This is a genomic window from Amycolatopsis dendrobii, from assembly GCF_014145675.1.
GTDB classification, from domain to species: domain Bacteria; phylum Actinomycetota; class Actinomycetes; order Mycobacteriales; family Pseudonocardiaceae; genus Amycolatopsis; species Amycolatopsis dendrobii.
Window position 1 is genome coordinate 12,668 of sequence record NZ_JACGZW010000019.1, and the last position, 26,602, is coordinate 39,269.

General features: G+C 70.7%; 30 protein-coding genes. 3 read left to right on the forward strand and 27 right to left on the reverse strand.

What is annotated here, in order from left to right; translation table 11 throughout:
* Positions 1–123 precede the first annotated feature (123 nt).
* From H4281_RS39860 to H4281_RS39985, 26 genes are all read right to left on the reverse strand, one after another.
* Positions 124–1,902 (reverse strand): glycoside hydrolase family 76 protein, encoded by a 1,779-nt coding sequence (locus tag H4281_RS39860; RefSeq protein ID WP_182896029.1) that lies wholly within the window; start codon positions 1,900–1,902, stop codon positions 124–126.
* Between the two features lie 111 nt (positions 1,903–2,013).
* Positions 2,014–2,205, reverse strand: a complete 192-nt coding sequence (locus H4281_RS39865; RefSeq protein ID WP_037814825.1) for a hypothetical protein — start codon at positions 2,203–2,205, stop codon at positions 2,014–2,016.
* 306 nt (positions 2,206–2,511) lie between these two features.
* Entirely contained in the window at positions 2,512–3,099 is a 588-nt protein-coding gene (locus H4281_RS39870) for a hypothetical protein (RefSeq protein WP_220508560.1), read from the reverse strand.
* Entirely contained in the window at positions 3,099–3,398 is a 300-nt protein-coding gene (locus tag H4281_RS39875; protein WP_182896031.1) for a YbaB/EbfC family nucleoid-associated protein, read from the reverse strand. The genes H4281_RS39870 and H4281_RS39875 overlap by 1 nt, the downstream gene beginning before the upstream one ends.
* The gene (locus tag H4281_RS39880; RefSeq protein ID WP_312872270.1) at positions 3,395–4,501 is read right to left on the reverse strand and encodes a CHAP domain-containing protein; all 1,107 of its coding nucleotides are present in this window, start codon (positions 4,499–4,501) and stop codon (positions 3,395–3,397) included. The genes H4281_RS39875 and H4281_RS39880 overlap by 4 nt, the downstream gene beginning before the upstream one ends.
* Before the next feature lie 10 nt (positions 4,502–4,511).
* A complete protein-coding gene (locus H4281_RS39885; RefSeq protein ID WP_182896032.1) occupies positions 4,512–5,294 on the reverse strand; it encodes a transglycosylase SLT domain-containing protein in 783 nt (260 codons plus the stop codon).
* Between the two features lie 36 nt (positions 5,295–5,330).
* Complete coding sequence (locus H4281_RS39890) at positions 5,331–6,152, reverse strand: ESX secretion-associated protein EspG (protein ID WP_182896033.1); 822 nt, start codon at positions 6,150–6,152, stop codon at positions 5,331–5,333.
* 7 nt (positions 6,153–6,159) lie between these two features.
* The gene (locus H4281_RS39895) at positions 6,160–7,323 is read right to left on the reverse strand and encodes a PPE domain-containing protein (protein ID WP_182896034.1); all 1,164 of its coding nucleotides are present in this window, start codon (positions 7,321–7,323) and stop codon (positions 6,160–6,162) included.
* Positions 7,320–7,814 carry a hypothetical protein gene (locus H4281_RS39900; RefSeq protein WP_182896035.1) on the reverse strand — a complete coding sequence of 165 codons (495 nt, stop codon included), beginning with the start codon at positions 7,812–7,814 and terminating at the stop codon, positions 7,320–7,322. The genes H4281_RS39895 and H4281_RS39900 overlap by 4 nt, the downstream gene beginning before the upstream one ends.
* 128 nt (positions 7,815–7,942) lie before the next feature.
* A complete protein-coding gene (locus H4281_RS39905) occupies positions 7,943–8,524 on the reverse strand; it encodes a TetR/AcrR family transcriptional regulator (protein WP_182896036.1) in 582 nt (193 codons plus the stop codon).
* A gap of 98 nt (positions 8,525–8,622) precedes the next feature.
* Complete coding sequence (locus H4281_RS39910; protein ID WP_182896037.1) at positions 8,623–9,198, reverse strand: dihydrofolate reductase family protein; 576 nt, start codon at positions 9,196–9,198, stop codon at positions 8,623–8,625.
* Positions 9,199–9,297: 99 nt separating this feature from the next.
* Complete coding sequence (locus tag H4281_RS39915; protein ID WP_182896038.1) at positions 9,298–10,416, reverse strand: FAD-dependent monooxygenase; 1,119 nt, start codon at positions 10,414–10,416, stop codon at positions 9,298–9,300.
* A 14-nt stretch (positions 10,417–10,430) separates the two neighbouring features.
* Entirely contained in the window at positions 10,431–11,324 is an 894-nt protein-coding gene (locus tag H4281_RS39920; RefSeq protein ID WP_312872271.1) for an MBL fold metallo-hydrolase, read from the reverse strand.
* Positions 11,321–12,703: an MFS transporter gene (locus H4281_RS39925; RefSeq protein WP_182896039.1), complete on the reverse strand. Its 1,383-nt coding sequence runs from the start codon at positions 12,701–12,703 to the stop codon at positions 11,321–11,323. The genes H4281_RS39920 and H4281_RS39925 overlap by 4 nt, the downstream gene beginning before the upstream one ends.
* Before the next feature lie 199 nt (positions 12,704–12,902).
* Entirely contained in the window at positions 12,903–13,502 is a 600-nt protein-coding gene (locus tag H4281_RS39930; protein ID WP_182896040.1) for a dienelactone hydrolase family protein, read from the reverse strand.
* Positions 13,503–13,514: 12 nt separating this feature from the next.
* Positions 13,515–15,140 carry a thiamine pyrophosphate-binding protein gene (locus tag H4281_RS39935; RefSeq protein WP_182896041.1) on the reverse strand — a complete coding sequence of 542 codons (1,626 nt, stop codon included), beginning with the start codon at positions 15,138–15,140 and terminating at the stop codon, positions 13,515–13,517.
* Positions 15,141–15,153: 13 nt separating this feature from the next.
* Positions 15,154–15,942 carry an SDR family oxidoreductase gene (locus tag H4281_RS39940; RefSeq protein WP_182896042.1) on the reverse strand — a complete coding sequence of 263 codons (789 nt, stop codon included), beginning with the start codon at positions 15,940–15,942 and terminating at the stop codon, positions 15,154–15,156.
* 11 nt (positions 15,943–15,953) lie between these two features.
* Positions 15,954–16,694, reverse strand: coding sequence for a 3-oxoacyl-ACP reductase family protein (locus H4281_RS39945; RefSeq protein WP_182896043.1), 741 nt, complete (start codon positions 16,692–16,694; stop codon positions 15,954–15,956).
* Complete coding sequence (locus tag H4281_RS39950; RefSeq protein WP_312872272.1) at positions 16,691–17,479, reverse strand: alpha/beta fold hydrolase; 789 nt, start codon at positions 17,477–17,479, stop codon at positions 16,691–16,693. The genes H4281_RS39945 and H4281_RS39950 overlap by 4 nt, the downstream gene beginning before the upstream one ends.
* Positions 17,476–18,255 carry an aspartate dehydrogenase domain-containing protein gene (locus tag H4281_RS46715; RefSeq protein WP_312872273.1) on the reverse strand — a complete coding sequence of 260 codons (780 nt, stop codon included), beginning with the start codon at positions 18,253–18,255 and terminating at the stop codon, positions 17,476–17,478. The genes H4281_RS39950 and H4281_RS46715 overlap by 4 nt, the downstream gene beginning before the upstream one ends.
* Entirely contained in the window at positions 18,252–19,178 is a 927-nt protein-coding gene (locus H4281_RS39960) for a VOC family protein (RefSeq protein WP_037814795.1), read from the reverse strand. Before H4281_RS39960 ends, H4281_RS46715 begins: the two co-directional genes overlap by 4 nt.
* 16 nt (positions 19,179–19,194) lie before the next feature.
* Complete coding sequence (locus H4281_RS39965) at positions 19,195–20,253, reverse strand: Rieske 2Fe-2S domain-containing protein (RefSeq protein WP_182896045.1); 1,059 nt, start codon at positions 20,251–20,253, stop codon at positions 19,195–19,197.
* A complete protein-coding gene (locus tag H4281_RS39970; RefSeq protein ID WP_182896046.1) occupies positions 20,253–20,474 on the reverse strand; it encodes a recombinase-like helix-turn-helix domain-containing protein in 222 nt (73 codons plus the stop codon). Before H4281_RS39970 ends, H4281_RS39965 begins: the two co-directional genes overlap by 1 nt.
* A 70-nt stretch (positions 20,475–20,544) precedes the next feature.
* Positions 20,545–20,793 carry a hypothetical protein gene (locus H4281_RS39975; RefSeq protein ID WP_182896047.1) on the reverse strand — a complete coding sequence of 83 codons (249 nt, stop codon included), beginning with the start codon at positions 20,791–20,793 and terminating at the stop codon, positions 20,545–20,547.
* Between the two features lie 9 nt (positions 20,794–20,802).
* A complete protein-coding gene (locus H4281_RS39980) occupies positions 20,803–21,741 on the reverse strand; it encodes a PDR/VanB family oxidoreductase (RefSeq protein WP_182896048.1) in 939 nt (312 codons plus the stop codon).
* A gap of 11 nt (positions 21,742–21,752) precedes the next feature.
* Complete coding sequence (locus H4281_RS39985; protein ID WP_101438650.1) at positions 21,753–22,271, reverse strand: cupin domain-containing protein; 519 nt, start codon at positions 22,269–22,271, stop codon at positions 21,753–21,755.
* A gap of 217 nt (positions 22,272–22,488) precedes the next feature.
* Here H4281_RS39985 and H4281_RS39990 point away from each other — a divergent pair, with 217 nt between their 5' ends.
* On the forward strand, positions 22,489–23,973 hold the full coding sequence (locus H4281_RS39990; protein WP_182896049.1) for an aldehyde dehydrogenase family protein: 1,485 nt from the start codon (positions 22,489–22,491) through the stop codon (positions 23,971–23,973).
* A 61-nt stretch (positions 23,974–24,034) separates the two neighbouring features.
* On the opposite strand, the gene H4281_RS39995 is transcribed toward H4281_RS39990, so the two are convergent.
* On the reverse strand, positions 24,035–24,553 hold the full coding sequence (locus tag H4281_RS39995; RefSeq protein WP_182896050.1) for a MarR family winged helix-turn-helix transcriptional regulator: 519 nt from the start codon (positions 24,551–24,553) through the stop codon (positions 24,035–24,037).
* A 73-nt stretch (positions 24,554–24,626) separates the two neighbouring features.
* Between H4281_RS39995 and H4281_RS40000 the strand changes: the two genes are divergently transcribed.
* Positions 24,627–25,067, forward strand: a complete 441-nt coding sequence (locus H4281_RS40000) for a VOC family protein (protein WP_182896051.1) — start codon at positions 24,627–24,629, stop codon at positions 25,065–25,067.
* Between the two features lie 73 nt (positions 25,068–25,140).
* Positions 25,141–26,586, forward strand: a complete 1,446-nt coding sequence (locus H4281_RS40005; RefSeq protein WP_182896052.1) for a sulfatase family protein — start codon at positions 25,141–25,143, stop codon at positions 26,584–26,586.
* Positions 26,587–26,602 lie beyond the last annotated feature (16 nt).

A 26,602-nucleotide genomic window follows, 5' to 3' on the forward strand; every position in this document is an offset into this window, starting at 1 on the left:
AACCGTCACGCCGAATTCCCAACACCGCGCGGTGCCAGCCGTCGTGCCACAGCCCGAACACCACCTGGCACCAGCCGCCACGCGGCATTCCCGCGACCGCGCGGCATCCCGGTCATCGCGGAGCTACTGCGCGGCAGCGGCGATCAACGCCTCCAGCCCCGAAGCCTGTGTCCGCCAATCCACCGCGTTCGGGGTGGCGCCAGCCCACCGTTCGCCGATCCGGTTGAGGGGGTCCCGGTCTCGCAGCCATACCGAATCCGCTTGCCGCTGCACGAAATCTCGGTATTTCTGTTCGCCGGCAGCTGTCGCGAGATCGCCGAAGTAGCGCAGGAAGATGCCCTTGAATTGCTTCTGATTGTCATCGCACGAGCCGCTCTCACACGATTCTACCAGCACGCCGTCCGAAGTCAGACCGGTTATTGCCGCATCAGCCAATCGGCGGGCGGCGTCCAGATAGGACTGGTCGCCGGTTGCTCGCCAGAGTTCGGTGAAGCCGCCGATGGCCAGGCCCTGGTTGTAGGTCCAGAGGGTTTGGCCGTTGTTCGCGCACGTCGAGGTGAGGCCGTCGTTGACCAGGCCGGCTGAGTTGATCAGGCCGCTGCGCAGGTACCAATCGCCGGCCGCACGGGCGCGGGTCAGCCATTCGGTGTCGCCGGCCAGGCGGCGGTGCAGGGCAGCGGCGAGGCGGAGGTAGAGGCCGCTGGTGACGGCGTTCTTGTAAGTACGTTCACGGTCCCACCACACTCCGCCGCCGCAGGTGGCCGGGTCCCAGAAGCCGTGCACATAGCCGGCGATTTTCGTGGCTTCGGCGAGATATCGGGAGTCGTGCGTACGGTCGTATGCCGCGAGCCAGGCCAGGCCCCACCAGGCGGTGTCGTCGATCGCTCGGCTGATGAAGTCGCCGTCGATCGGGTCGGAGCTGCGGGCGCTGGCGGGGAAGTCGGCGCGGTTCACGTCGAAAACCCTTGCCAGTACGGGGTCCAGGTCGGGCACTCCGGAATCCGCCAGTGCGGTCACCGCTACTGCCGAATTCCACCAGCTCGACGGCCACCAGGCGCGGTAAATGTCGTAGGACCACAGCAAAGCATCGACGCCGGCGGCAACCCGGAATTGTGCGGGACGCGCCCATGCCGTGCAGGCGCCTTCTTGGTGAGCCGCTTCCCGGCCGCATGCTCGAACGGCGCCGCCGTTCAGCCGTCCGCGTGGATCTTGAGCGGCGAACGTTGCGGTCTGTGTCGCGGTCGCCCCGGCGGGGACACTCGTGCGGCCGAGTGACGAGCCGTCGGGCCACGTCGTGCCCGCGTCCCATGAGCGGTCCAGCCAGGTTTCGTCGCCGGAGCCGCCGGAATCGATGCTGGACCAGGCCATTCCGCGGTCGTCGAAGTGGAGCCGGACGGTGCGGCCGAAGATCGTCGCGTACGGTACTGGCTCGGTGTCGCCCGTGCCGGGAGAAGAACCGTCGCAGGCGGCGGCGCACACGGTCGGGTAGATCCAGGCTGTGCAGGCCACCGCTTGGGCGTCTCCGCAGGCCCGGAGCAGGCCGCGGCGGTGGCCGACGGGGTCGGTGAGGTTGTACATGAGCGTGCGGGTGCCGGTCCAGGTGCTCGGGATGCTCGCTTTGCCCAGCAGGCCGTCCCAGGTGCTGCCGCCGTCCCAGGACCGGTCGAGCCACACCGCGTCGCCGGCGCGGCCGTTGTCGATGCTGGCCCAGGCCATCCCGTCCTGGCCGGAGACGTGCAGGCGCAGCACGCGGCCGTTGATGTCCTTGTCCGGCAAGGGAAAACTCTCTTGCGCGGCCCGCGACGGGTCGAGGGTGTCGCACGAGAGCGCGCAGACGGCGGCGGCCGCGCGCGGGACGGTCAACGAGGCGAACACGAGCAGCACTACGAGCACGGTCCGCATGGACTCGTCCCCTCGCCTGGGTGAATTTCCGCCCAGAATAGAAACCCGCGCGGGCGCCGGTGAAGGCCCGCGCGAGGTTCTGTCCCGTTCCGGACAGGCGGGTTAACCCGATCAGCCGCCGCTGCCCTGGCGCCGTCCGACCGAACGGCCGATGAAGTACCCGAGGATGAGCCCGACGATCAGGCCGATCGCGATGAAGAAGATGACGGTGGCGGCGGCGATTTTGCCGACCGTGCCGAGGAACCCCTTGGCTTCGAGGTCGGTCGCGATCGCCACGGACTGGGTCAATGCGTAGTGGGTCATGCCTCCCAGGATGGCATCGGCGGCGGGCGGGCGCTCGGGGACGCACCGGACGCGGCTCGGGCAGACGGCTGCGGCGTTCCGGTCTTGACCGGTTGGGCACGAAACCTTCGCCGACCGGGGCGCGACGCTGCGGGATCGGAGCTGATTCAGGCACGCGCGGGCACAGGGGGCCGCTGAGCACGCCCGGGCGCGCGAGCTTCGCTCGCGGCAATCGGTCTGTTCGCGAACGTCCTGGCCGCCGATCGGAGTCCGATGCCGGTCCGGGGCCCGGGCGAACACTCGCCGAGGCGAGCGCTCGCGCGGCGTTCAGTCCCTGACCGGCTTGAGCTCGAACCCTTCGTCGTCCTGCTCCTCAACCGGGGTGCGACGCCGCGCGACCGGTGCTGGTGCAGGCTCGCGTGCGGCGTCCGGGCGAGGCACCAGGGCTGGCTCCGGGGCATCGTCCAGTGCCAGTGCGTCTTCGACGGCCGCCGCGACTGCGGGAACGCATCCCGCTCGGATGGCGTGCAGGCCCTGGCGCAACGCCTGTGTGCCCGCCTCCGTGCTGAGCCGCGAGATCTCCGCGGCCAGGGCGTCCGGGCCCAGTTCCAGTGCCGCTTCGCCGATGTCCAGGTGGACGAGCATGCCGTGCATGTTCACCGTGACACTCAGTCCCTCGCGGCCGGCCGTCGCGCGGAGGGTGGCCAGGCCTTCGGACAAACCTAGCTGGTCGGGGATTTCCTCGGCGATTTCGATGAGTTCGTCGATACTCCGCTCGTCGCCGCCCGGACCGCCGGGATCGGCGGCTGGCTCGCGCGACGTCCCCGCAGCGTCGCCGCGCCCGAACTGCTCGGACGGATCCGTGCGCCAATCCGCACCCTGTCCGGCCGCGTTCTCCTGGTACGGCTCCGCCATCACACCCTCCACGTGTCCGGTGTGGTGTCTTCGGCGCGGTCAGCCAGATCCTTCTCCGAGCCGAGGCCGAGGCTGCTCAGCTCGGTGCCGCCGAGATCGCCCAATTCGGTTTCCAAAGCTCGGCGAGCGCGTTCGTTCGCCTCCGCGGCGGCCTCGCGCACGGCGTGCAGGATGGTGTCCGCCAAGCGGGGACCGCCGGTGCGGAGAGCGTCTGCGGTGAGTTCCAGGGTGCGCAAAGCGCCGCCGGGGGCGACTTCGACGGTCACTCCTGCGTGCCGCGCGGTGCCGGTGATGTTCACTTCGGGTGCACTCCGCCGTAGAACTTGTGCAGATCGCGCGGGAGCGTGTACGTGAGGCGCTCGACCTGGTCGTTCGCGTTGCCCTCGATCGTGGTGATCTTGTTGCCCTCGACCTTTTCGATGATCCCGATGTGGTGGCTGTGCCCCCACGACGGACCGTCGCCGAACAGGATGGTGTCGCCGGGGCGGGCGTTGTGCGCGAGCGCGCCGCGGTCGTAGGCGAGGTGGTGGCGCTGGCCCCACTTGTAGACGTCGCCGGTGAAGCCGTACTTCGGGATGTCCACCCCGGCCGAACGCCACATCGACGTCGCGAAGTACGCGCACCACGGCTGTCCGGTCGGGCCCCATTTGTTCCGGTTGTTCGGGCCCTCGTGGTAGCCGAGATTGTGCCGCGCGTGGTCGAGGATCTTGTCGACCTTCTTGCTGTGGCTCGCGTGCGTGTTGCCGTGGTGCTGTTCGTGTTTTTTGTGCGCTTCGTGCTTTTTGTGCTGCTCGTGCTTGCGGTGGTCCCCCGGCTTGGCGTGGTGCGTTCCGCCCGGGTCGGCGACGCCGTCGTGGTTCAGGTCCTTCTGCAACGCACGCAGCTTGCGCGCCGCCTCTTCCATCTCCGCGCGGGCGTTCTTCAGGTGTCCGCCGGATTCCTTGAGGTACTTGCCCGCCAGGTCGGCTACGTCGCCGATCGCCATCAGCAGGGCGGCCGGGCTTCCGTTGCGCGCCAGGACGTATCCGGCGTCGATGATCTTGCGTGCCTTCGCGACGAACTCGTCGATCAGCTTGCCGGTGGCCTGATGCCGCCCGGCGAGTGCGTCGGTGACCTCGCTGACCACCTTCGCCCCGTGCGTGCTCGCCTGCGCGGTGACCTTGAGATCCCGGCCGAACTTGCCGGTGTCGTGTTCGAAGGCCGGATTCGCCTTGCTGTGCCAAGTGTTCAGCAGCGCGTGCGCCGCTTTGCGCTGCGCCTCGTACTGTTCGGTGATCTCGCGGGCGGCCTGCTGCAGCGCGTGCTGCGCGGCCTGCGAGTCCGCGGCCTTGCCCTGAAGCTTGCCGTGGTGCGTTTTCATCTCGTCCGCGAACAGCGTCGCGACCCCTGCGGTGTCCAGCACGGATTCCCCCTCAGCCCAGAATGCCCTTGATGTCCTGTTCGCGGATCGCCGCGCTCGCGTCGGAATCCGCGCCCGCGTACGCCTGCCGGGCACGGAAAACGGAGGCGCTCAGCGTGCGCGCGTGTGCCCCGGTGGCCCGCACCTGCGACTCCAGCGAACGGCTGAAATCCCCCAGCGCGTCGGAGAATCCGGTTTCCTGGCCGACCTTCCCGAAGCTGTCCTTGGCGATCCCGGTGACCCGGTGCACCGTCTTCTTGCCGACCGACACCAGTTCGTTCGCGACGTGCTCGGTGGTGCGCTCGTAGGCGAGGAACTGTTCGAGATCGGCCTTGAACCCGCCGTCCTTGCCGCCCTTGCCGTGGTGCGGTTTGTGCGGACGGTGGTCGGGTTTGTGCGGATGGCTCCCGCCTTTGCCGTGGCGGCGGGTGACGTCCTCGGCGGCCTTGCGCGCGGCGGCGAGGTGGCTCTTGTACGCGCCGTTGGTGTAGGTGGACCACGGCTGGAAGCTCTTGCCGTGCCCCGAAATCGCCCAGGCCGCCTTGGCGTTCTCGTCCGCGTTGAACAGTTCGTCGTTGGAGTGCAGATGGAACTCGTGGCGGCGGGCGGGACCGAGCGAGCCGAGCATGTTGACCTGCCACAGCCCGTACGAGTTGTCCGGCGGGGTCCCGTTGTGCGCACGGGTGTTCCCGCCCGATTCCGCCATCGCCACCGCGACCGCGGTGGTCAGCGCTTGCCCGCGGAACCCGGCCCGATACGCGTGCTGGGCGATTTCCTCGGCCGACAACTTGCTCATTTCCTGCCCCCTTCAGCAGGGCGCTTCGCCGCTGCCCTAAGTGAGACGGAACCCTTCGTCCTCAGGTTCCCTAGTCCCCCGATCGGACGACACCCCGCGCCCGAGTTCCTGCATCCGGTCGGCGAGCCACGCGTGATCCGCGGGCGCGACAGTGACCCACTTCGTGCCCGCGGACTCCCGCACGACCGCGCCGTACCGGCCTGCTTCCGTGTCGTACCAAGCGACTACCGGCGAACGACCGCCCGGTCCGTTCACCGCGAACTGTCCGTACGCGACCCGGGGCGTGGTGACGAGCGTCGAGATCGCCCGCAGGTCCCGGCCGGCGAGACCGGCCCGGCCGAGCGCCCTCTCGAACGCGGCGTGCCCGTTGTCCGCAAACGCTTGCATCGCCTCGGAAAACGCGTCGCGCGGCAACCGCACCGCGTTGCCCGGGCCGGGCTCGGCGGAGCCGACGACGCTCGCGGCGAGCTGCGGGACGTCGTCCGGCAGGCACGGCCGCAACGCGAGCTCGCCCGCGTCGAGAACGGCCAGCACGCCCAGTTTGCGCCCGGCCGCGGCCAGCGCGCGCAGCGGCGGATCGCGGAACACCAGCAGGTCGACCGAAAACACCGGTTCGGCCAGCACCGCGAACACCTGCCCGAGCCGCGGATGCGGTTCGTCGTCCTCGTCGAGCAGCCCGGCCGCGGCGAGGCTTTCCGCGACCTGCGCGCCGAGCTGGTCGCGTTCGTCCATCGTGGAACCGTGCGAGGGCACCTCGAGCGGGTACGGCGCGGGACCGAGATCGAAATCCGACCACAGCAGGTCGAATTCCAGGTGCGAGAGCGCTACCCCGTCGACCTCCGGGAGATGTCTGGCCATCCCCGCCTCACTCGCCCAGCACGGGCGGGTACGCGTCCGGCAGATCCTCGAGGAAGTCGAAGGAACTGCCCTTGGTGTACCGGTTCTGGTGGTCGTCGGAGCCGTCGCCGCGCTGGCCGGCCATCGGCGGGAAGAACCCGCCGGACATCGGGCTGCCGCCGCGCATGCCCGCCGCGGCGCCGGCTGCCCCGGCCGCCGCGCCGCCGCCGGCTCCGACCGAGCCGCCCAGCAGTCCGCCCGGCAGCGCGCTCCCGCTGCCGGCGCCCGTGCCGGAGCCGAGCGCGCCGAGCGCACCGCCGCCCAGCGACCCCGGCATCCCGGCTGTTCCGCCAGGTCCGCTCGCTCCCGGGAGCAGCCCGGCGCCACCGGCCGGAGCGGACGAAGCCGTGGTGACGGCCGCGTCCGAGGAACCGGACGAATCCCGGGAGCCGCGCGCTTCGCTCCGCGACCGGCCGTCCGGGTCGACGTTCGTGACCGCGGGCGCGTCGGTGAAATGCGGCAGCTTGTCGTGCACGCCCTTGCTCGACGTCTCGTAGCTCTCCATCACGCGGACCGCCTCCGCCTTGGCGTGCGACGCCGCGCGTTTGGCCGGCAGGTGGTCGTCGAGGAGCTGATCGACCATGACCGCGCCGCTGGGACCGCTGGCCGCGTTGAGGTCGTAACCGTCGCGGAACTGGTTTTCCGCCGTGTAGAACACCGGTTCCGGCATCTTGTGCTTCGCCGTTTCGACCGCGCTCGTGTAGTGGTCGAGCTTGTCGCCGACCGTGCGCATCGTCTCGCTCGCGCCCGTGCCCCACGACGTCAGCTTCGACGCCGATTGCGCCGCGCTCCCCGCCGCGCCGCCGCGCCAGGACAGCAGCAGCTTCTGCACCGTCTTGTGCACCGCGGAAGTCGCCGAGTCGACGTCGTACGCCAGCTTCCCCCACTGGTGCGCGGACGCGCCCATTTCGACCGGGTCGGCGGTCATGATCATGTCGTAGAGCGTGGTGTGCGCCCAGGCGTTCCAGTTGATCTTGCCGAAGGACGCGTCCTTCATGTTGGCCCGCTGGGCGAGCTTGGTGCGCCGCAGGACCCGGCGCTGCGCGGCGGTGGGCGGGTGGTCCTCGCTCCACAACCGGTGCTTGCGGTGCTTTTCGTACGGCAGCCGTTCGTAGCCCGGTGTCCGGCTCATGCCGGCGTCCCTCCCCCGTCGTCCGCCCGGCGGCCCAGTGCGTCGAGCGAATCCTTCGCGTCGCTTTCCTGCTGGACGTGCCCCGCGCCGGCCCGGCGGATGGCCTCGCGCAAGGACGACAGCTCGTCGAGGTACTGCCGCAGGATCGCCTGTGCCCCGCCGTCGGCGGACCCGCGCACGCCGAACGCCTTCCGCAGGTGCGCGGCCACCGGGCTGGTGCCGTCCTTGAGCGGATGCGTGAGCTGCTTCGCCTGTTCGAGGCAGGCGGTCAGCTCCTGCTGGCGCTTCTCCAGTTCGGCGTCGGCGGCCGCGATCTCGGCCGGATCCAGCTCGATGACGCCGGTGTCCGCGACGATCTCTGCGTTGCCCGCCCCGGACGGGCCGTGCACGGAATCCGACGTCTCCGGCCGCCCGGACCGATGCGTCTCCTTGGCTTGTTTCTTGTGCAGGGCACGGACGTCTGCCCAGTCTGAAACCCGGTGCGAACTCACCCCAGTCCACCTCCCAGCGGGCGTCCTCAGCGGACGCGCGCACCAGTATGTCAGCCTGCCGGACCGCGGGCATCCGGTCCGGGAAAGTCGGCGATGAGACGACCCCGGCGAGGCCGCGGTTCCGCGGATCACCCGGACGGCGGAGGCTGGTGCGCGCCCCGGACAAGCAACTCCGAGACCGAACGCGCGGCCGTCCGCACGTCGTCGCCCAGATCCGCGGGCAGCGCCCGCTGCAGCCACAACGTCGCGAACCCGTGCATCAGCGACCACGCCGCCGCACCCGCGACCACCGGGTCGGCGCTCCCGTCCCGGAACCCGGCGACGGCCCAGTCCAGCGCCTGCCTGCCGCGTTCCCGCGCGGCCCGCAGGTCCGGGTCGTCGCCGCGGAGGAGGTCCGCGCGGAACATCACCTCGAAATGCGCCCGGTGCTCGACCGCGAACGAGACGTAGGCGACCCCGGCCTCGAGCAGGTCCGGCGAGGGCGGGAGCTCCTCGAGCGCGTCCGCGAGCAGGTCGAAGCCCTGCGCGGCCACGGCGGTGAGCAGGCCGGCGCGGTCGCCGAAGTGGTGCGCCGGGGCGGCGTGCGAGACCCCGACCCGGCGGGCGAGGTCGCGCAGGTTGACCGCGGCCGGGCCGGATTCGCCGAGCACCTCGACGGCCGCGGTCAGCACCGCCTGCCGCAGATCGCCGTGATGGTAACGACGGGCCATGGCATCGAGTATGCCACCGACTTGTCAGTGACTAGATGAAGCGAGCGGCGTCGCCCGGCCCGCAAGAACCGCCAGACGGCGACGGATCGCGGAGCCGATCAGCGGACGAACTCGAAGATCTGCTTCTGGATCCCGTTCGAGTAGCTCTCGCTCTCGATCAGCTTCAGCGGCTGCTTCTCCTTGTCGGTCTCGCTGAACAGCCGCTTCCCCGCACCCAGCAGCACCGGGAAGACCAGCAGGTTCAGCCGGTCGACCAGGCCGGCGTCAGTCAGGTCGCGGACCAGCGTCGCGCTGCCGTTGACGATGATCGGGCCGCCCTCGGTCTCCTTCAGCGCGGCGACGTCGCCGAGCGAGCGAAGAATGGTCGTTTCGCCCCAATTCGTCACCAGGTCCTCGTCGCGCAGGGTGGTCGACACGACGTACTTCGGCATCACCTTGTAGTGCGGGAACTCCTCGGTCATGTCCGGCCACACCGGCGAGAACGCCTCGTAGCTGACGCGGCCGAGCAGGAGCGCGGCCGCTTCCTCCTGCTCGGCGCCCTTCAGCGCGTAGGCGGCGGGGTCGAATTCGATGTCCTTGAACGTCCAGCCGGCGTTCCGGTAGCCGGGCTCGCCGCCGGGGGCTTCGACGACGCCGTCGAGGGACACGAACGCGGTGGCGATGAGGGTGCGCATGGTTCAACTCCTGGTTCGGGATGGTGCCTGTTCACCTACGCGTCGAACGGCGCCGTCCCGGCTCGACACGCCACCCCGAGACCTCAGCTATGACCTGGGTCACACCGCAGTGTGCCAGGCGTCGTACCCGTAGATCGCGTCCGCTGCGGCCGAGCTCGTTCCGCTCTGCTTGAGCCAGCTGTTGCCCCGCGACGCCAGTTGCACCTCGCGCGTGCGGTCCAGCCGGGCCGCCTGGTACGCCTTCAGCGCGACCTCGGTGTTCGGGTACGCCGCCAGCGCCCGCGCCAGCACGACACTGTCCTCAATGGCCATTCCCGCGCCCTGCGCCATGAACGGCATCATCGGGTGGCACGCGTCGCCCAGCAGCGTCACCGGGCCGCACGACCAGTTCGGCAGCGGATCGCGGACGTACAGCGCGGATTGCAGCACCGAATCGCACGCCTCCAGCAGTGCGCGGGCCTCGGGGTGGAAGCCGCGGTACGCCTCGCGCAGTTCGCCGACATCCCCTGGGGTGGTCCAGGATTCGTGCCGCCACTGGCTTTGCCGCGTGGTGGCGAAGACGAACACGTCCGCGCCGCGGTTGAGCGGGAAAGTCACCAGCTGCGTGTCCGGATCGGGACCCCACCACTTGGTGAAGGAGTCCAGGTTCGGCACGTCCACCGCGCCCGCGGGCAGCACCGCGCGGTACGCGACGACGCCGGTGAACTCCGGGTGTTCCGCGCCGAACAGCGCGGTGCGGACGGCGGAGTGGATGCCGTCGGCGCCGATCACGACATCCGCGGAAGCCGCCGAAGAACCGAAGTCCAGCGCCACTGAGTCCGTTGTGGACAGTCCGGTCAGCTTGTGTCCCAAGCGGACGACGCCGTCCGGCAGCGCGCGCTCCAAGGCGGCCAGCAGGTCCGCGCGGTGCATCGTGAGCTGCGGCGAGCCGTAGCGGCGTTCGGCCTCGTCGCCCATCGGCAGGCGCGACGTTTCCTCGCCGGTGTCCCACGTGCGGCTGATCCGGTACTTCGGCCGCGCCGCGGTTTCGCGCAGTTCGCCGCCGACGCCGAGGCCGTCGAGGGCGCGGACGGCGTTGGGCGTCAGGTTGATGTCCGCGCCGACGCGGCCGAATCCGGCCGCCTGTTCGTGCACGACCGGCGAGAATCCGGCCTTCCGCAGGGCGACAGCGGCGGCGAGGCCGCCGATCCCGCCGCCGACGATCGCGATTTCCGGCACAGCGAAAGCTCCTTCTAGACAGTGAGGTCGAGCAGATCGTGGCCCACGACGACGGGGCCGGAGTAGTGCGGACGGACCCGCTTGAGCCAGCCCTCGTCGTCGAGCCGGGCGGGATCGGCCGGGCCGAGGTGCGACAGCGCGACCCGGCGGGCCCCGGCCGCCGCGGCGACCCGGCCGACGTCCGCCGGCGAGGTGTGCGAGGCAGCAAGGAAGTCCAGCAGTTTCGGCGAATAGCCGATGCTGCGGTAGAAATCGGGCTCCATCGCCTCGTGCACCAGCAAGTCGGCGCCCGCGGCCAGCTCGCCGACCGCGTCGCTGCGGGCGGTGTCGCCGGAGAAGGCGACCACTCCGTGTTCGGTTTCGAACCGGTAGCCCAGCGCCAGATGCAGCGGCGGATGCGGGACTGCCCGCGCCGTCACGCGCACCCGATCGTCTTCGTGCACAACGGTTTCCCCGGCCGCCAAGACGTCGGTGGCGCGGATCAGGCCGGCCAGCCGCGGCCGGTCGCTGGTCCGCTGGCGCACCGCGACATCCTGCCCGAACGCGGCGAGATTGCCCGCGATCAGCCCCGCCGTGCCCGCGGCGGGCGGACCGGGATCGGTCGGGTCCGGGCCGGGTCCGTAGACCGGCACCGGCTCGATGACGCCCTGGTTGGCCGGACCCCAGCCGAGCAGGAAGAGCGTGAACAGTTCGGCGACGTGGTCGGAATGCAGGTGCGTCACGAACACCGCGGCGAGATCGCGCAGGGACAGCCCGGCGGCGACGTACTTGCCGAGCGTCCCGTAGCCCGCGTCGACCAGGTAGACGCGTCCGCCGACCACCACCGCGTTCGCGCAGCCCTGCCGGCCCGGCGCCGGGTACGGCCCGGCCGCCGTGCCGAGCAGGACCACGCGCAGTGCGTCCGTCACGGCGAAACCTCTTCCAGCGTGCGGCCCTTGGTCTCCTCGGCGAAGAACCCGGCGACCAGCGCGCCGACGAAGCAGATCCCGCCGAGCACCAGGAACACCGAGGCGAGCCCGCTGCCGCCGGCGTACAGCGCGCCGACCAGGATCGGGCCGAGGATCAGGCCGAACCGGTTCAGCACGCCGCCGAGGCTGACGCCCAGCGCGCGGCTGCGGGTCGGGTACAGCTCCGGCGTGTACAGGTACAGGCAGACGTTCACCGCGAAGTTGAACATCGCCGCGAGCGACGACCACACCAGCAGCTGCAACGGGGTCCCGGCGCCGAGCGCGCCCAGCACGACCAGCATCGCGGTCGTCCCGCCGAGGCCGGCGGCCAGCACGATCCGGCGGCCGAGCTTGTCCACGACCAGCGCGGCGATCAGGCAGCCGACGAGACCGGCGACCGACGTGGCCGTGCTGTACCAGAGCGCCTGGCCGATCGACAGGTGGAACGAGCCCTTGTACAGCGTCGGCAGCCACGAGGTGATGCCGTAGTTGGCGAGGTAGCCGACAAACCAGATCGTCCACACCATCAGCGTGCGCCGCCGGTAGCGACCGGCGAACAGGTCGCGGAACGAACTGCGCTTCGAGGGCGCCGCTTCCGGTACCGCCGTGGACACAGCGGGCGGAGGCAGCGGACGGCCAAGGGATTCCTCGACCCGGCGCTCGATCAGCGCCATCGTCGCCTCGGCCTTTTCGGTGTGCCCGTGCGCGGCGAGCCAGCGCGGCGATTCCGGGATCCGCAGCTGCAGCAGCACCGCGGCGAGACCGGGAATCGCGGCCAGCGCGAACAGCGGCCGCCAGCCCCAGTGCGGGATGACCCAGGCCGCGACCAGCGCGCCGACCGCGAGCCCGGCCGGGAAGACGATCTCGTACATCAACACGAAGCGGCCGCGGCGGCGAGCCCGGCTGATTTCGGCGATGTACGCGGCCGCGGTGGGCACTTCACCGCCGATCGCGAGACCCTGCACGAACCGCAGGATCAGGAACGGCAGCAGCGCGGTGCACAACGTCATCGCCAGGCTGCACAGCGCCGTGACAGCGACGCACAGGGTGATCACCTTGACGCGGCCGATCCGGTCGGCGGCCCAGCCGGACGCGAGCGCGCCGAGCAGCATGCCGATCGAGCCGATGGTCAGCGTCGCGGTGCTGGAAGCGGTCGTCATGTGCCATTCGCGGCCGATGACGGGGAGCGTGTAGGCGATCAGCAGCTGGTCGAACGCCTCGAAGAACGTGACGATGCCGATGATCAGGCGGATCGAGACCTGCCAGCGCGACATCGGGAGCCGTTCCAGCCGGGCGGCGATGTCCCGCTGGGTCACCTCGGGGGTGGCGGCGATACTCATGGGCCCTCCTCGGAGCCGGAGCGTGCAATCGATCGTAGGGGGTTCAGGCGGCCGGAAATCAAGGCGGCGCTGGGCAGCTGCCGTCGCGGCCGGGCCGGGAGCGGGTTTGCGCCCCAATGTGGCATTGGGTGCATGTGACGCACCGAATGCCACATTGGGTGCGTCTGACGCACCCAATGCCACATTGGGGCGGGCTTCGTCACGGACCCGAGGGCGTCGAGTCCGGCAGCTCGGCGTCCAGGAACCGGACCAGGTCGTCCGCGGCGGACGGTCCGGCGGGCAGCACGAGCCGATCGGGTGCGTGCGGGTCGAATTCGGGCGTACCGGGCCAGGGTGGCGGCGCGGGTCCGAGGGCGGCGGCCAGGTCCGCGCCGGACAGTTCGGCGAGGTGGGCGGCGGAGCCGAAACCGGCGGCGGCCACGCGGTGGCGCGGCATGCCCAGCCGGGCGCCGAGGTAGTCGAGCGCGCCGGCGAGGTCGGCTTCGAGGTCGGGCAGCGCGAGCGCGGCGAAGGCGGCGTCCGCTTTGTCCGGACCGAAAGTGTGGCCGCCGGTCTCGTAGTAGAACAGCGGCGCGACAGTGACGTATCCGCAGCTCGCGAGCGTGCGGCAGCAGTTTTCGACGGGTTCGTCGAGTCCGGCGGCCCCGTGCAGCACGAGCACCGCGCCGCGGACTCGCGAACCACGGCCGGGCGGATGCCGCACCAGCAGCGGTGCGGACGTCCGCACCACCCGGCGGCGGCGGTTCGCAGGCCCGTGCCCGTGATGGTGGACTTCGGCAGCTTCGATGGTGCCTCCCACGTCTGGTCTCCCTCAGCTCTCCGGAACCGGCACCGGCGGCACGAACGGCCGCGGCGTCGCGGGCAAAGCGGTCACGTCCACCTCGATCACGAACGGCCCCTGCTGGGCCACCGCCTTCGCCAGCGCGTCGGCGAACTGGCCCGGCTTCGACACCAGCGCGTGCGGCAGGTCCAGCGACTGCGCCATCCGCGCGAAGTCCGGCGTGTACAGGTCGACGCCGGCGCGCTGGCTGCGGTGGTGGTCCTGCATGTTGCGCAGCACGCCGTATCCGCCGTCGTTGAACACGACCAGCGCGAGCCACGGCCGTTCCTGCGCCAGCGTGCACAGTTCGCCGAGGTGGACCGCGAGGCCGCCGTCTCCGACCAGCACTGCGGTCGGCGCGTCCGGCGTCGCGAGCGCGGCCCCGATGCCGGTGGCCAGGCCCTGCCCGATGCCGCCGCCGACCGGGAACACGTTGGTGCGCGGGTCGTGGATGTCCAGCAGCCGGTTGCCCCACTGGCTGGACGGGATGGTGACGTCGCGGGCGATCACGGATTCGGCCGGGAGACCGTCGCGCAGTGCGGCGCAGATCTCCGCGTACGGGCCGATCGCCTCGTTCAGCTTGTCCCGTACGGCTTTCCGGGTCTCGATGACGCGTTCGCGCCAGCCCGATTCGGTGCCGGATTCCACAGTGGACAATGCAGCCAGTACCGCCGCGGCGTCGCCTCGCACCCCGACGGTGGCCGGGTAGACGCGTCCCAGCGCTTCGGCGTCGACGTCGATCTGCAGATGCCGTTCGGGCAGCTTCAGGTGGTAATGCTTGGTTTCGTTCGAGCGGAAGTGCGTGCCGATCGAGACGAGCAGGTCCGCGTCGGCGAGGAGTTGCGCGGCCGACTCGTGCGCGGCGAAGTTCCCGACGACCAGTTCGTGGTTCTCCGGCACCGTGCCGCGACCGGAGTTGCTGGTGAACACTGCCGCGCCGAGCCGTTCCGCGAGCGCGCGCACCTCGTCGCGCGCGCCGGTCGCTCCCCCGCCGAGCCAGAACACCGGACGGCGTGCGGCAGCGAGCAATTCGGCGGCTTCCGCGAGGACCGCGGCGTCCGGCGGCGGGAGCAGAGTCGGCTCAAGCGAGCCCGGGCGGAACTCATGCCGCGAGTACTGCAGGTCGATCGGCCACTCGACGCTCGCCGGACCGCTCGGCACCGACAGCGCGTGCCGGATCGCCGCTCGCAGCGTTTCCTCGGCGGTCTCGACCGACGTGACCGTGGCCGCGTGCTTGGAAATCGCCGTCAGCATGCCGATCTGGTCGCGCGTCTCGTGGATGACGCCGCGGCCGCTGCCGAGGAATTCGGAGTCGATCTGGCCGGTCACGTGCAGCACGCGACTGCCCGCCGTGAGCGCCTCGACCAGCGCGCCCGCCGCGTTGCCCGCGCCGGTGCCCGTGCTGGTGATCGCGACGCCGAGTCCTCCGCTGGCCCGCGCGAACCCGTCGGCGGCGTTCACCGCGGCCGCTTCGTGCCGCACGGGCACGAACCGCAGATGCTGCGCAACCGCCTCCACCAGCGGCAGGTTGTGCACACTCACCACGCCGAAGGCGGTGTCCACTCCGGCTTCGGACAGCAGGCGAACGAGAAGCTCGCCTCCGTGACCGTGATTCATGGGTCCGTCCCTTCTAGACGTAACGGGCAATGCCGCCGCCGACGTCGATCGTCGCGCCGGACACGTAGGAGGCACGCGGCGAAAGCAGCGTGACGATGGGGAAAGCGACCTCTTCCGCGGTGCCGAGCCTGCCGAGCGGGATTCCGCGATCGGCGGCCAGTTCCGCCGACCAGCCCGCAAAGGACAACTCGCTGCCGGAAGCCTCGTACCGGCGCCGCCACTGTCCGGTGTCGACCAGTCCGAGGCAGACCGAGTTGACTCGCACGCCGTCCCCGGCCAGTTCGGTCGCCAACGTGGTGGAGAGATTGAGCAGTGCCGCCCGCGCCGCCGAAGTGGCCGCCAACCGGGGTTCGGGCTGGCGCGCGAGGATCGCGTTCACGTTCACCACAGCCGGATTCGCCGCCGTCCGCAACCACGGCAACGCGGCCCGGACGACGTGCAGCACCGAGAAGATTTTGAGGTGCAGCTCGTCCCGCCACTGGTCGTCGGTGGTCTCGGCGAGCCGCGCCATCAGCGACCGGCCAGCGTTGTTCACGACCCCGGTCAGGCCGCCCAGTTCGCGAGCGGCGTCAGCGACGAACGTTTCGACTCGCGCTTGGTCGAGCACGTCGCAGGACGCGGTGTACAGCCGGGCTCCCTCGGCGCGGGGCAGATCGGCGAGGGCCTTCTCCAGCCGGACGCCGTCGCGGGCGCAGGCGGCGACGTGCGCGCCCTCGGCGAGCAGCGCGGCCGCGGTCGCGAGCCCGACGCCGGAGCTGGCCCCGGTCACGAGCACCGCCGCGCCCTTCAATCCCAAATCCACGGGTTTTCCCTTCAGCTGCAAACGAATCCGCCGTCGACCACGAGGGTCTGGCCGGTGATGTAGGAGGCCGCGTCGGACAGCAGGAACGCCACCGAGCCGACGACGTCCTCCGGCTGTTGGGGCCGGGTGAGCGCGCGGTTCATCGCGTACAGATCGTGCCGCTCCTGCGGGATGCCCGCGGTCGCTTCGACCTCGGTCAGCCCGGGTGCGACCGCGTTGACGGTCACTCCGTCCGGGCCGCCGTCCCGAGCCATCGCACGGGTCATCGCGATCACCGCGCCTTTGGAGGCCACGTACTGGACCAGCCGCGGCGAGCCGTACAGGGCGGCGTCGGACGCGAGGTTCACGATGCGTCCGCCGGTCTGCGCGAGCTGCGGGTACAGCGCGCGGGAGACGAGCCATGGACCGCGCGCGTTGACGGTCATCAACGTGTCCCACGCTTCGACGTCCAGTTCAGCGAAGTGCTTGCCGCCCACGCCGTCCGCCATCGCCGCGTTGTTCACCAAGCCGTGCAACGGGCCGAGCTTCGCGACCGCGTCCGCCAAAGCCGCGACCGACTCCGGATCCGCGACATCCGTGTCGATCCGGTGTGCCGCAACGCCTTCCGCCTGCAACCGGGCGACCCCGTCCGCAGCGCGATCCGGCGACCGTTCGGCGACCACGACGCGACCGCCTTGACGGCCGATCTCGCGGGCGATCGCCCAGCCGAGACCGCGGCCCGCGCCGGTGACCACATACAGCCGGTCCTTCATCGCGCCACCACCGAGTCCGCTTGGGACAGAAAGTCCAAGACCTCGGCGGAAAACCGGCGCGGCGATTCCTGATTCGCCGCGTGCCCGCCGGGCAGCACTTCCAGCCGGGCGCCGGGGATCGACGCGGCGAGCCGCCGTGCCTCGGCCACGCCGGTCACCTGGTCGTGCTCGCCGACGAGCACCAGCGTCGGCACCGAGATCCGGGACAACCGCGGACCGTGGTCCGTCTCCGCCATCGATTCCGCGGCGGACGTGTACCCGGGCAGCCGGATGCCCGCCATGATGTCCTCGACGCGTTGCGCCACCGCGGAATCCGCACCAGGTGCGAGCAGCCGAGGCGAGCGCCGGCGAGCGAATTCCGCCGCACCCACGCGGTTCAGTTCGCTCGGCCGGGCCCGCATCACCGCGGCGCGCTCGGAGTCGACGCCGGAGCCGCGGGTCGAATCGGCCAGCACCAGCGACCGCACGACCTCCGGGTACTCCAGCGCGACCCGGGTCGCGATCACGCCGCCCCACGAAACGCCGACGAGATGTGCGGGCACCGCGTCCAGCGAGGTCAGCAGACGGCCGACGAGCGCCGCGTATCCGGCCATGCCCAGCGGCTTCTCCGGATCGGCCGAACCGCCGTAACCCGGCGCGTCCCAAGCCAGCACACGATGTTTCGGCGCCAGGGCCGCGATCTGCGCGTCGAACGAAGCGCTCGAACCGCCGATTCCGTGCAGCAGCAACACCGGACTGCCGTCCCCGGCGATCCGCATCTGCACACCGTCCACTGTGGAGGTCACCGGAACACCGCCCTCGGCGTCGCCAACGCTTCCAGCGCGGACAGCACCGCAAACGGCACGACCTGGCTCGACGTCGGCGTCCGCGGCGAAGGCTTGTTCCGGATTTCGAACCGGTACTCCCCCGCCGGCCCGACCGCGGTGATCACGTGCGAGGTCAACGGCGCGGCCGGATCAGCGATCACTGCCGCCTCCACGACGTCCCAATCCCGCACCGCCAAGGCCACCGACGCGGCCACATTCGCCGACTTCGGGAACGCCGCGGTGATCTCCCGCGCGGGCCCGCGCCGCAACTCGACCGGAGCGCTCGCCTGCCGCAACTCCTCCGCCTCCGCCTCGGACATCCACGGCTGGACCAGCGAAGACGCCTTCTTCGTCGTCTCGATGACCACCCGCTCGAACTGCCCGAGCAGCGCCGCCGAACGCAGCAGGTCGAGCCCGCCGATCGCGCCGGTCGACAAATGGACCGCGCCCGGTCCGGCCGCGAGCAGCTTCTCCAGCAGCCCGTCCGCCGCCAGCGCGCCGACCGAAACCACCAGCAGATCGCACCCCGCCGACAGCACCTGCGGCCCGGCGTCCGCCAGCGCCCGCTGTCCGGCGGCCTCGACCACCAAGTCCGAAGCGGACAGCAGCTCCGGCAGCGCGCACATCGGCAGCCCCGCGGGCGAAAGCATCGGGTCGACCACCCCGGCCAGCTGTGCGCCCGGCACCTGCCCGTCGCGCAGCGCCTCGGCGACGACCGAGCCGATCGACCCCGCGCCCACCACTCCTACCTTCACGACTGCCACCACGCCGAGTAGCCGGGATCCGGCACGCCGCGCATGTGCGCGCGGACGTCCTTCGACGGCGGGCCCGCGGTGCCCCACAGGTCGGACAGCTCCGGCGTGCGCCGCCACACCCGGCACAGCCACGCGTCTTCCTCGACCTGCGCGACCTCGGAGGTGTACTCGCAGACGAGCCCGGCCGGGTCGGCGAAGTAGCCGAAGGTGTTGCTGCCGGGACCGTGCCTGCCGGGGCCCCACAGCGGCGTGACGCCGTTGTGCTTGAGCCGCCCGATGCCGCGCATGAAGTGGTCGATCGAGTTCATCTCGTACGCGATGTGGTTGACCGACGCGAATTCGGCCTGGTTGAACGCGATCACGTGGTGGTCGGCGTTGCAGCGCAGGAACGCCATCTGGTGCTCGGACCAGTCGGAGATCCGCATGCCCAGCACCCGCGTGTAGAACTCGCAGGCCGCGTCGATGTCGACCGTGTTGAGCACGACGTGCGCCAGTTTCCGCGGCACCGCGGCGCGGCCGTACGGATCGCCGGGCACGACCGCGTCGACCTCGGCGGACAGTTCCACCAGACGGCCTTCCGGGTCGGCGAAGCGCAGGCCGTACCCGCCGCCGACCTGGTCGAGCTTGCCGGGCTCGGTGACGAGCGGGACGCCGTGCGCGGCCAGCCGGGCGGCGGCCGCGTCGACCTCGCGCGGAGTGGCGACGGCGAACGCGATCTTGCCCAGCGCGTTCTGGTCGGCCTGTTCGAGCTGGAGCACGTGGTGCTCGTCGCCGGAACCGCGCAGCCACACGGCGCCGCGGTCGGCTTCGACCTGTTGCAGCCCCCAGACTTCGCGGTAGAACTCGCCGGAATCGGCGCACTGCGTCGAACGCAGCGTCACCGCGCGCAGGGCGCGGAGCCGCGCGATGGGTTCGGCGGACATGGGGCCTCCTGGAACGTCAGCGGGTCGGGGCGGGCACGGGCGCGGCCGGAGCCGGTGCGGCGGCGGGAGCGGCGAGCGCGGCGGCCTGGCGGCGGGCTTCCGACCGCAGCAGCCGGCGCATCCGGACGAGCGCGATGTCGTGCTGGTACAGGTTTTCCCGGTCCCACGCGTCGAGCGGCATCGCCTCGGCCATCTCGCGGTCCTGCTCCAGCACCGCCCAGTGCCGGGCTTCGAGCCGGTTGCGGTAGAGGACGCGCCAGCTGTCGCGTTCCCAGCCGGAAACCTTGCGGCAGCGCCAGAAGAAGGCCGCGTGCTGCGTTTCGTTGATCGCGCACAGCGCGGCGACGATGGTGAACGCACCGCCCGGACCGGCGGTTTCGGGGTACGGGATGTCGAGCGTGACCCACTGCGCGCCCGCGTCGGTGAGCTGCACCCAGTCGAAGTTCACGCCGCGCTGGTCGGTCTTTTCGAAGACGAACCCGTCGTCGATCGCGCGGATCTGGAAGACGGCCTCGCGCTTGCCGCCGAACATGGTGTGGCTGTTGCGGTGCAGGAACGCGCCGTGCATCGGGTCGAGCAGGTTGTCCAGGGAGTAGCCGTAGGGGGCGTCCCATTCGACGTAGCAGAGGAAGTTGTCCCACTCGCCGCCCGCGATCGGGTCCGGAAGCTGAAGCGGCGTCGGCTCGGCGGCTTCGTCCAGGCCGAACCAGGCGAATACCGCACCGGCGTGTTCCTCCGCCGGGAACGTCCGCAGCGCGCGACGGCCCTCCAGCGCACACCCGGGGCTGCCGGGGACCGACACGACGACACCGTCGCCGTCCACCTGCACGCCGTGGTAGTTGCAGGCGACCCGGTCGCCCATGTGCACGCCGAGCGAAAGCCGCGCGCCGCGGTGCGGACAGCGGTCTTCCTGAACGTGCACGGCCCCGGCGGAGTCGCGCCAGAGCAGCAGTTGCTCACCGGCCCGCTCGATGCGGGTCAGCTCGCCGCGTTTGACGGTGCCGGACGGGCACAGCGGGTACCAGCGCTCGCGCAGGCCCAGTGCCAGCAGCTCTTCAGCGGTTTTGGTCGCCATCACGCCTCCCCTGCCAGCCGGGCGAGTTCGGCGGCGAACGTCTCTTCGGTCCAGTCGGAGCCGTCCGCCGGGCGCAAGCCGCCCGCGTTGAGCGCGGCGACCACGCCGGGCAGGTCGTGCACGCCCCGGCCGTAGACGGCTTCCAGCTCGTCGGCCAGCGCGTTCTCGTAGCTCGTTGGCGGGGCGGTGCGGCTCTGCACCGGCCGCAGCTGCAGCGGCATCGGGCGTTCCCTTTCAGTAGTGGTCGTGAGTGGCTATGCCGGTTAGCACCGGCATAGCCACTCACGAGGCTCAAGCGGCGGCGGTCGGGGCGAGCACGGCCTGCCCGGCGGCGGTGAGCACCGCGGGCACCCGCAGCCCCGGCCCGCGCGGGGCGGCCGGTTCGGGGGCGAGCAGCCCGGCCAGCTGGTGCCCGAGGGTCGGGTCGCAGCAAGCGAGGCCGTCGACGTAAAGGTGCGGTTCGCGGCTGCACGTCATCTCCACGTGCCCCGCGGCGGCGGCGCGCAGCACGGCGAGCTGCCGGTGGGTGTGTCCGGCCATGGCCGGCTCCTAAAGATCCAGAACGAGTTCGGCGGACCGGCACCGCGACACGCAGAGCATCATGGTCCCGGCGGTCGCCTTCTCGTCGTCGTCGAGCACGAAATCGCGGTGGTCCGGTTCGCCGGAGAGCACCTTCGTTTCACAAGTCCCGCACACGCCCTCGCGGCACGAGGTCGGCACGGAGATCCCGGTGCGGCCGAGAGCGTCCACAATGGACTCGTCGGCGGCGACCGAAACCCTGGTCCCGGAAGCGGCGCACACGACGTCGAATCCCGTTCCCGGCGCGGCTGCCGGAGCCTCGGGGGCCCGGAAGCGTTCGACCCGCAGCGTGGCGGTTTCCGGCAAAGCCGCCTCGACCGCGCGGAGCAGCGGTTCGGGACCGCAGCAGTGCACGACCGTGCCCGGCGCGAGCCCGGCCAGCCTCGCGGCCAGATCGGGCGGACCGCCGTGCTCGTCGTCGGCGTGCACTTCCAGCCGGTCCCCGGCGAGTCCGGAAAGCTCGTCCAGGAAAGCCATCCCGCCGCGCGACCGTCCACAGTAGAGCATGGACCACGGCGCGGAGCCGCCGGCGAGCTTCCTGGCCATCGCCAGGATCGGGGTCACGCCGATGCCGCCGGCGATGAGCAGGTGCTCCGGAGCGTCGTGCAGGGCGAAGGTGTTGCGCGGGCCCTCGACGGGAATGACGATTCCCGCGGTGAGCCGTTCGTGCACCCACGCGCTGCCGCCGCGCGAAGATTCCTCCCGCAGCACCGCGACCGTCCAGCAGTACTGGTCGGCCGGGTCGCCGCAGAGGGAGTACTCGCGCACCAGCCCGTTCGGCAGGTGCAGGGAAAGGTGCGCTCCCGGCTCCCAGCCGGGCAGCGGCTTTCCTTCCGGATCGCGCAGTTCCACCTGCGTGACCCGGTCGGCCAGCCACGTCGTCCGGTGCACCCGCAGCATCGTCGGCATCGCGGTCGTCCTCAGCGAGTGACGCCGTGCATCGGCGAGGTGGGCGGGTAGGTCGGCAGCTGCGGCTTCTGCGCGCCGATGATGACGCAGAACAGCGCGTCGGTGTCGCCGGCGTTGCGCAGGCTGCGCGGCACCCCGGCGGGCACGCGGATCAGGTCGCGGTAGCCGAGCACGCGGGTCGCGGTCTTGGTGCCGTCCTCGACGTCGTGCACGGTCACCTCCAGCGTGCCTTCGAGAACGAAGAACGCCTCTTCCACGTCGTGGTGGGTGTGCTCCGGGCCGATCGCGCCGACCGGCAGCCGCATGTTGGAGAAGGTGAAGTGCTCCGAGGGCAGCTGGCGCGCGTCGCCCTCGTGGTTGCCGGTCGCGCCGGAGCCGATGTAGCGGATCTGCGCGCGGCGGAACTCGTCGCCCTTCGCGGCGGCCTGGAAGCCGAGGGTGTCCCAGTCCTCGTACCGCGTCTCGCGAGCGGCGATGCACGAGTCGATGAGCTCCTCGAGGTGCTGATTCTTGCTTTCGGTGGTGGTCATCGGGGGCAGCTCCTCCGTGGATCCGAATGCCTTAGGTCTAAGAGAATTACTGATAAGGGTTGTACCCCGAGGCCTGTGATCCGCACAACCCCTTAGACCTAAAATTCTTTCCGGCGGCCTCCCGGCGGCTCGCGCGCGGCGGCAGGCCTTGACGAAATCTTAGGTCTAAGGTTTCCTCGGTCGCACCCCCGTCACCCGCGCCGAAAGGACGTCCGCCATGCAGCCCTTCCCCGTCCCGCCCGACGAAATCCCGGTCGGCGGCGACTGGCAGCGCGGCGGCGGCCCCGCGTCCGCGTGCGTGGATCCCGCCGACGGGTCGGCCGTCGCCTCGATCCACGCCGCCGACTCCGCCCAGGTCGACGCCGCCGCCCGCGCCGGTGCCGCGGCCGCCGCGGACCCGGCATGGCGAGACTTGCTGCCGCACCAGCGCGCCCGGCTGCTCGTCCGCGTCGCCGACGCGATCGAAGACCACGCCGAGCAGCTCGCCCTGCTGCAAACCCGCAACACCGGCAAGGCGCTGGGCGAAACCCGCGCACTGGTCGCGAGCGCGGCAGGCACCTTCCGCTACTACGCGGCCGCGCTCGAAACCCTCGAAGGCGAACTCCCGCCGAGCCGCGGCGCGCACCTGACGATGAGCGTGCACGAACCGATCGGCGTCGTCGGCGCGATCACGCCGTGGAACTCGCCGATCGCCAGCGACGCCCAGAAAATCGCCCCCGCGCTGGCCGCCGGAAACGCCGTCCTGCTCAAACCGGCGGAAGCCACCCCCCTGGTTTCGCTGGCGCTGGCCCGCCTCGTCCACGACGCCGGCGTGCCGCCCGCGCTGCTGTCCGTCCTGCCCGGCCCCGGCTCGGTCGTCGGCGACGCGATCTCCCGCCACCCGCTGGTCGGCAAGCTCGCCTTCACCGGCGGCACGACCACCGGACGCGTGCTGGGCCGCATCGCCGCGGACCGGATCATCCCGGTCACCATGGAACTGGGCGGCAAATCGCCGACGATCGTCTGCGAGGACGCCGACGTCGAGGAGACTGTCGCCGGAATCCTGTATGGAATCTTCTCGTCGACCGGACAGAGCTGCATCGCCGGATCGCGGATCTTCCTGCCGCGCAAGCAGTACGGCGAATGGGCTTCCCGCCTGACCGCCGCCGCTTCCGCCCTGCGCCTCGGGCCCGGCACCGATCCGGCCACCCAGGTCGGGCCGCTGGCGACGTTCGCGCACCGCGACAAGGTGGCCGCGATGGTCGACCGCGCCCGCGAAGAAGGCGCGGTGGTCCGCTGCGGCGGGCGAATCCCCTCTGACGAACGCTTGTCACGCGGCGCGTACTACCTGCCGACCCTGCTGGACGGCCTCGCCCCGGACGCGAAGACGTGCCAGGAGGAAATCTTCGGCCCAGTCGGCGTCCTGCTGCCCTACGACGACGAGGAAGACCTGGTCGCCCAGGCCAACTCGACCGTCTACGGCCTGGCGTGCGGCATCTGGACCGCCGACTACCGCCGCGCGCTTCGCCTGGCACGCCGCGTCGAGGCCGGGACGGTGTGGATCAACACCTACAAGCAGTTCAGCATCTCGACACCGTTCAGCGGCACCAAGGAAAGCGGCCTCGGCACGGACAAGGGCCGCACCGCGATCCGGAGTTACCAGCGGCAGAAGAGCCTGTACCTGAGCCTCGCGGACGAACCGATCCCGTGGGCTCGGGGCTGAGCGCCTCGTGAGTGTTGGCGCCGGCGAGAACCGGCGCCAACACTCACGAGCCAGGCACCATTCAGTCCCCGAACTCAGCCTGGTCCAGCGACTGCTCCAGCTTCCCCAGCAATTTCGCCAGCTGCGCCCGTTCCGTCGCGGTCAACCCGGCCAGCATGCGGTTTTCGTTCGGAAAATGCTCGTGCACCACTTTGTCCGTGGCCGCGAGCCCGTCCTCGGTGAGGCCGATGAACACCACCCGCCGGTCGTCCTCGTCGCGTTCGCGGCGGACGAGCCCGGCCTGCACCAGCTTGTCGACCCGCTGGGTGATGCCGCCGGTGGTGAGCAGGTTGGTGTCGGCGAGATCCCCCGCCGTGCGCCGGTACGGCGCGCCGCCCCGCCGGAGCGCGGCGAGGATCCCGAAATCCGCCACCGTGATCCCGTGCCGGGCGAACACGCGCGTCAGCTGCCGCTGGTACCGGTCGAACGAACGATGCAACCGCCCGAACACCGCGAGCGGCGACGTGTCGACCTCCGGCACCTCGTCGCGCCACTGCGCGAGCATCTCGTCGACCTCGTCCGGCTCGGTCCGCTTCGGCATCCGGCACCCCCGTGAATAACTTTGGGCTAAGAATAGCACCACTAAGATTTTCTGGGACCGCTACGGTGACCGCATGACGGTCAAGCGGATGGACAACGTCCTCATCGTCGTCGAGGACCTCGACGCGGTCATCGCGTTCTTCGTCGAACTGGGGCTGGAACTGGAAAACAAGGGCCCGCTGGACTGGCGCGGCGCGGAACAGGTGGTCGGCCTGAAGGACATCCGGCAGGACGTCGCCATGCTGCGCGTCCCGGACGGCCCCGGGCGGGTCGAACTGGCGAAGTTCCACCAGCCGAAGGCGATCGCCCCGGAGCCGTGGCAGGCCCCGGCGAACACGCTGGGCATCCGCCGGATGATGTTCGCGGTCGACGACCTCGAAGACACCCTCGCCCGCCTGCGCGCCCACGGAGCCGAACTGGTCGACGAGGTGGTGCGGTACGAGGACATCTTCCTGCTGTGCTACGTGCGAGGGCCGGAGAATATCGTCGTCGGGCTCGCCCAGGAACTCGGCTGAGCGCGCGGCGGATTTACCGAACCCGAACACGCCTCGAACCGGGCTCGCCGATCGCGGTCCTAGCGTGCGGGGCATGCCGCAACGCGCTCGTTCGCTCCTGATCTCGCTGCTGGCCTTGACAGTGGCTTCGACTGCCGTCGCCTGCGTGCCGGGCCAGCCCGCCGCGGCCGGCGGCAAACCGAACATCGTCCTCGTGCTCACCGACGATCTGTCGATGAATCTGCTGCCGTATCTGCCGCATGTACAGGACATGGCCCGCACTGGCACCTCCTTCGCCGACTACACCGTCACCGACTCCCTCTGCTGCCCGTCGCGCTCGTCGCTGTTCACCGGGATGGTCCCGCACGACACCGGCGTGTTCACCAACGGCGGCAAGGACGGCGGTTACCGCGTCTTCCACGGCCGCGGCGACGACAAGTCGACCTACGCGACGTCGTTGCGGCAGGCCGGGTACCGGACCGCGATGATGGGCAAGTACCTCAACGGCTACCAGCCGAAATCCGACGGAATCCCGCCCGGCTGGAACGAGTGGGACGTCGCCGGGAACGGCTACGGCGAATTCGACTACGACCTCAACGAGAACGGCACGGTCAAGCATTACGGCAAGAAACCCGAGGACTACCTCGTCGACGTCATGGCGGACAAGGCCGCGCAGTTCGTCGCCAGCTCGGCGGCCGACCACACCCCGTTCGCGATGGAACTCGCCACGTTCGCCCCGCACGGCCCCTACACCCCCGCGCCTCGCGACGCCGGCGCGTTCCCCGGACTCACCGCACCGCGCGGCCCCGCGTACGACACGCTCCCGTCTTCGCCGCCGTCGTGGCTCGCCTCCCGCACCCCGCTGACCGACCGGGAAAAACAGACCATCGACAAGGACTTCCGCAAGCGGGCACAGGCCGTGCAGTCGGTCGACAGGATGATCGGCACCGTGCAAGCGGCGCTGGACAAAGCCGGAGTACGCGGGAACACCGACCTCGTCTTCACCTCGGACAACGGCTACCACATGGGCGAGTACCGGCTCACCCCCGGAAAGCAGACTGCGTTCGACACGGACGTGCACGTGCCGCTGGTGGTCACCGGCCCGGGCGTCAAGGCGGGCGCGACGGTGGACCAGCCCGCGGAGAACATCGATCTGCGGCCGACTTTCGAAGCGCTGGCCGGGGCATCGACCCCCGCGCAGGTAGACGGCGAAAGCCTGGTGCCGCTGCTGAACGGCACCGCACCCCCGGCGTGGCGCACGGTCGGGCTGGTGGAGCACCACGGTCCCGACTTCGACCAGAACGACCCGGACAAACCCGCGAAGAACAGCGGCAATCCGACCACCTACGAGGCGATTCGGAGCACCGCCTACACCTACGTCGAGTACGCCGACGGCGCCAAGGAGTACTACGACCGGACCACAGATCCGCAGGAACTGCACAACACCGCCGCTCAGCTGCCGCCGGACAAGGCGCGGCAACTGCACGACACGCTGCGGGCGATGGTCTCCTGCCACGGGGCGGCCGCCTGCCGGCACTGACCTCGGCAGGTCGGCC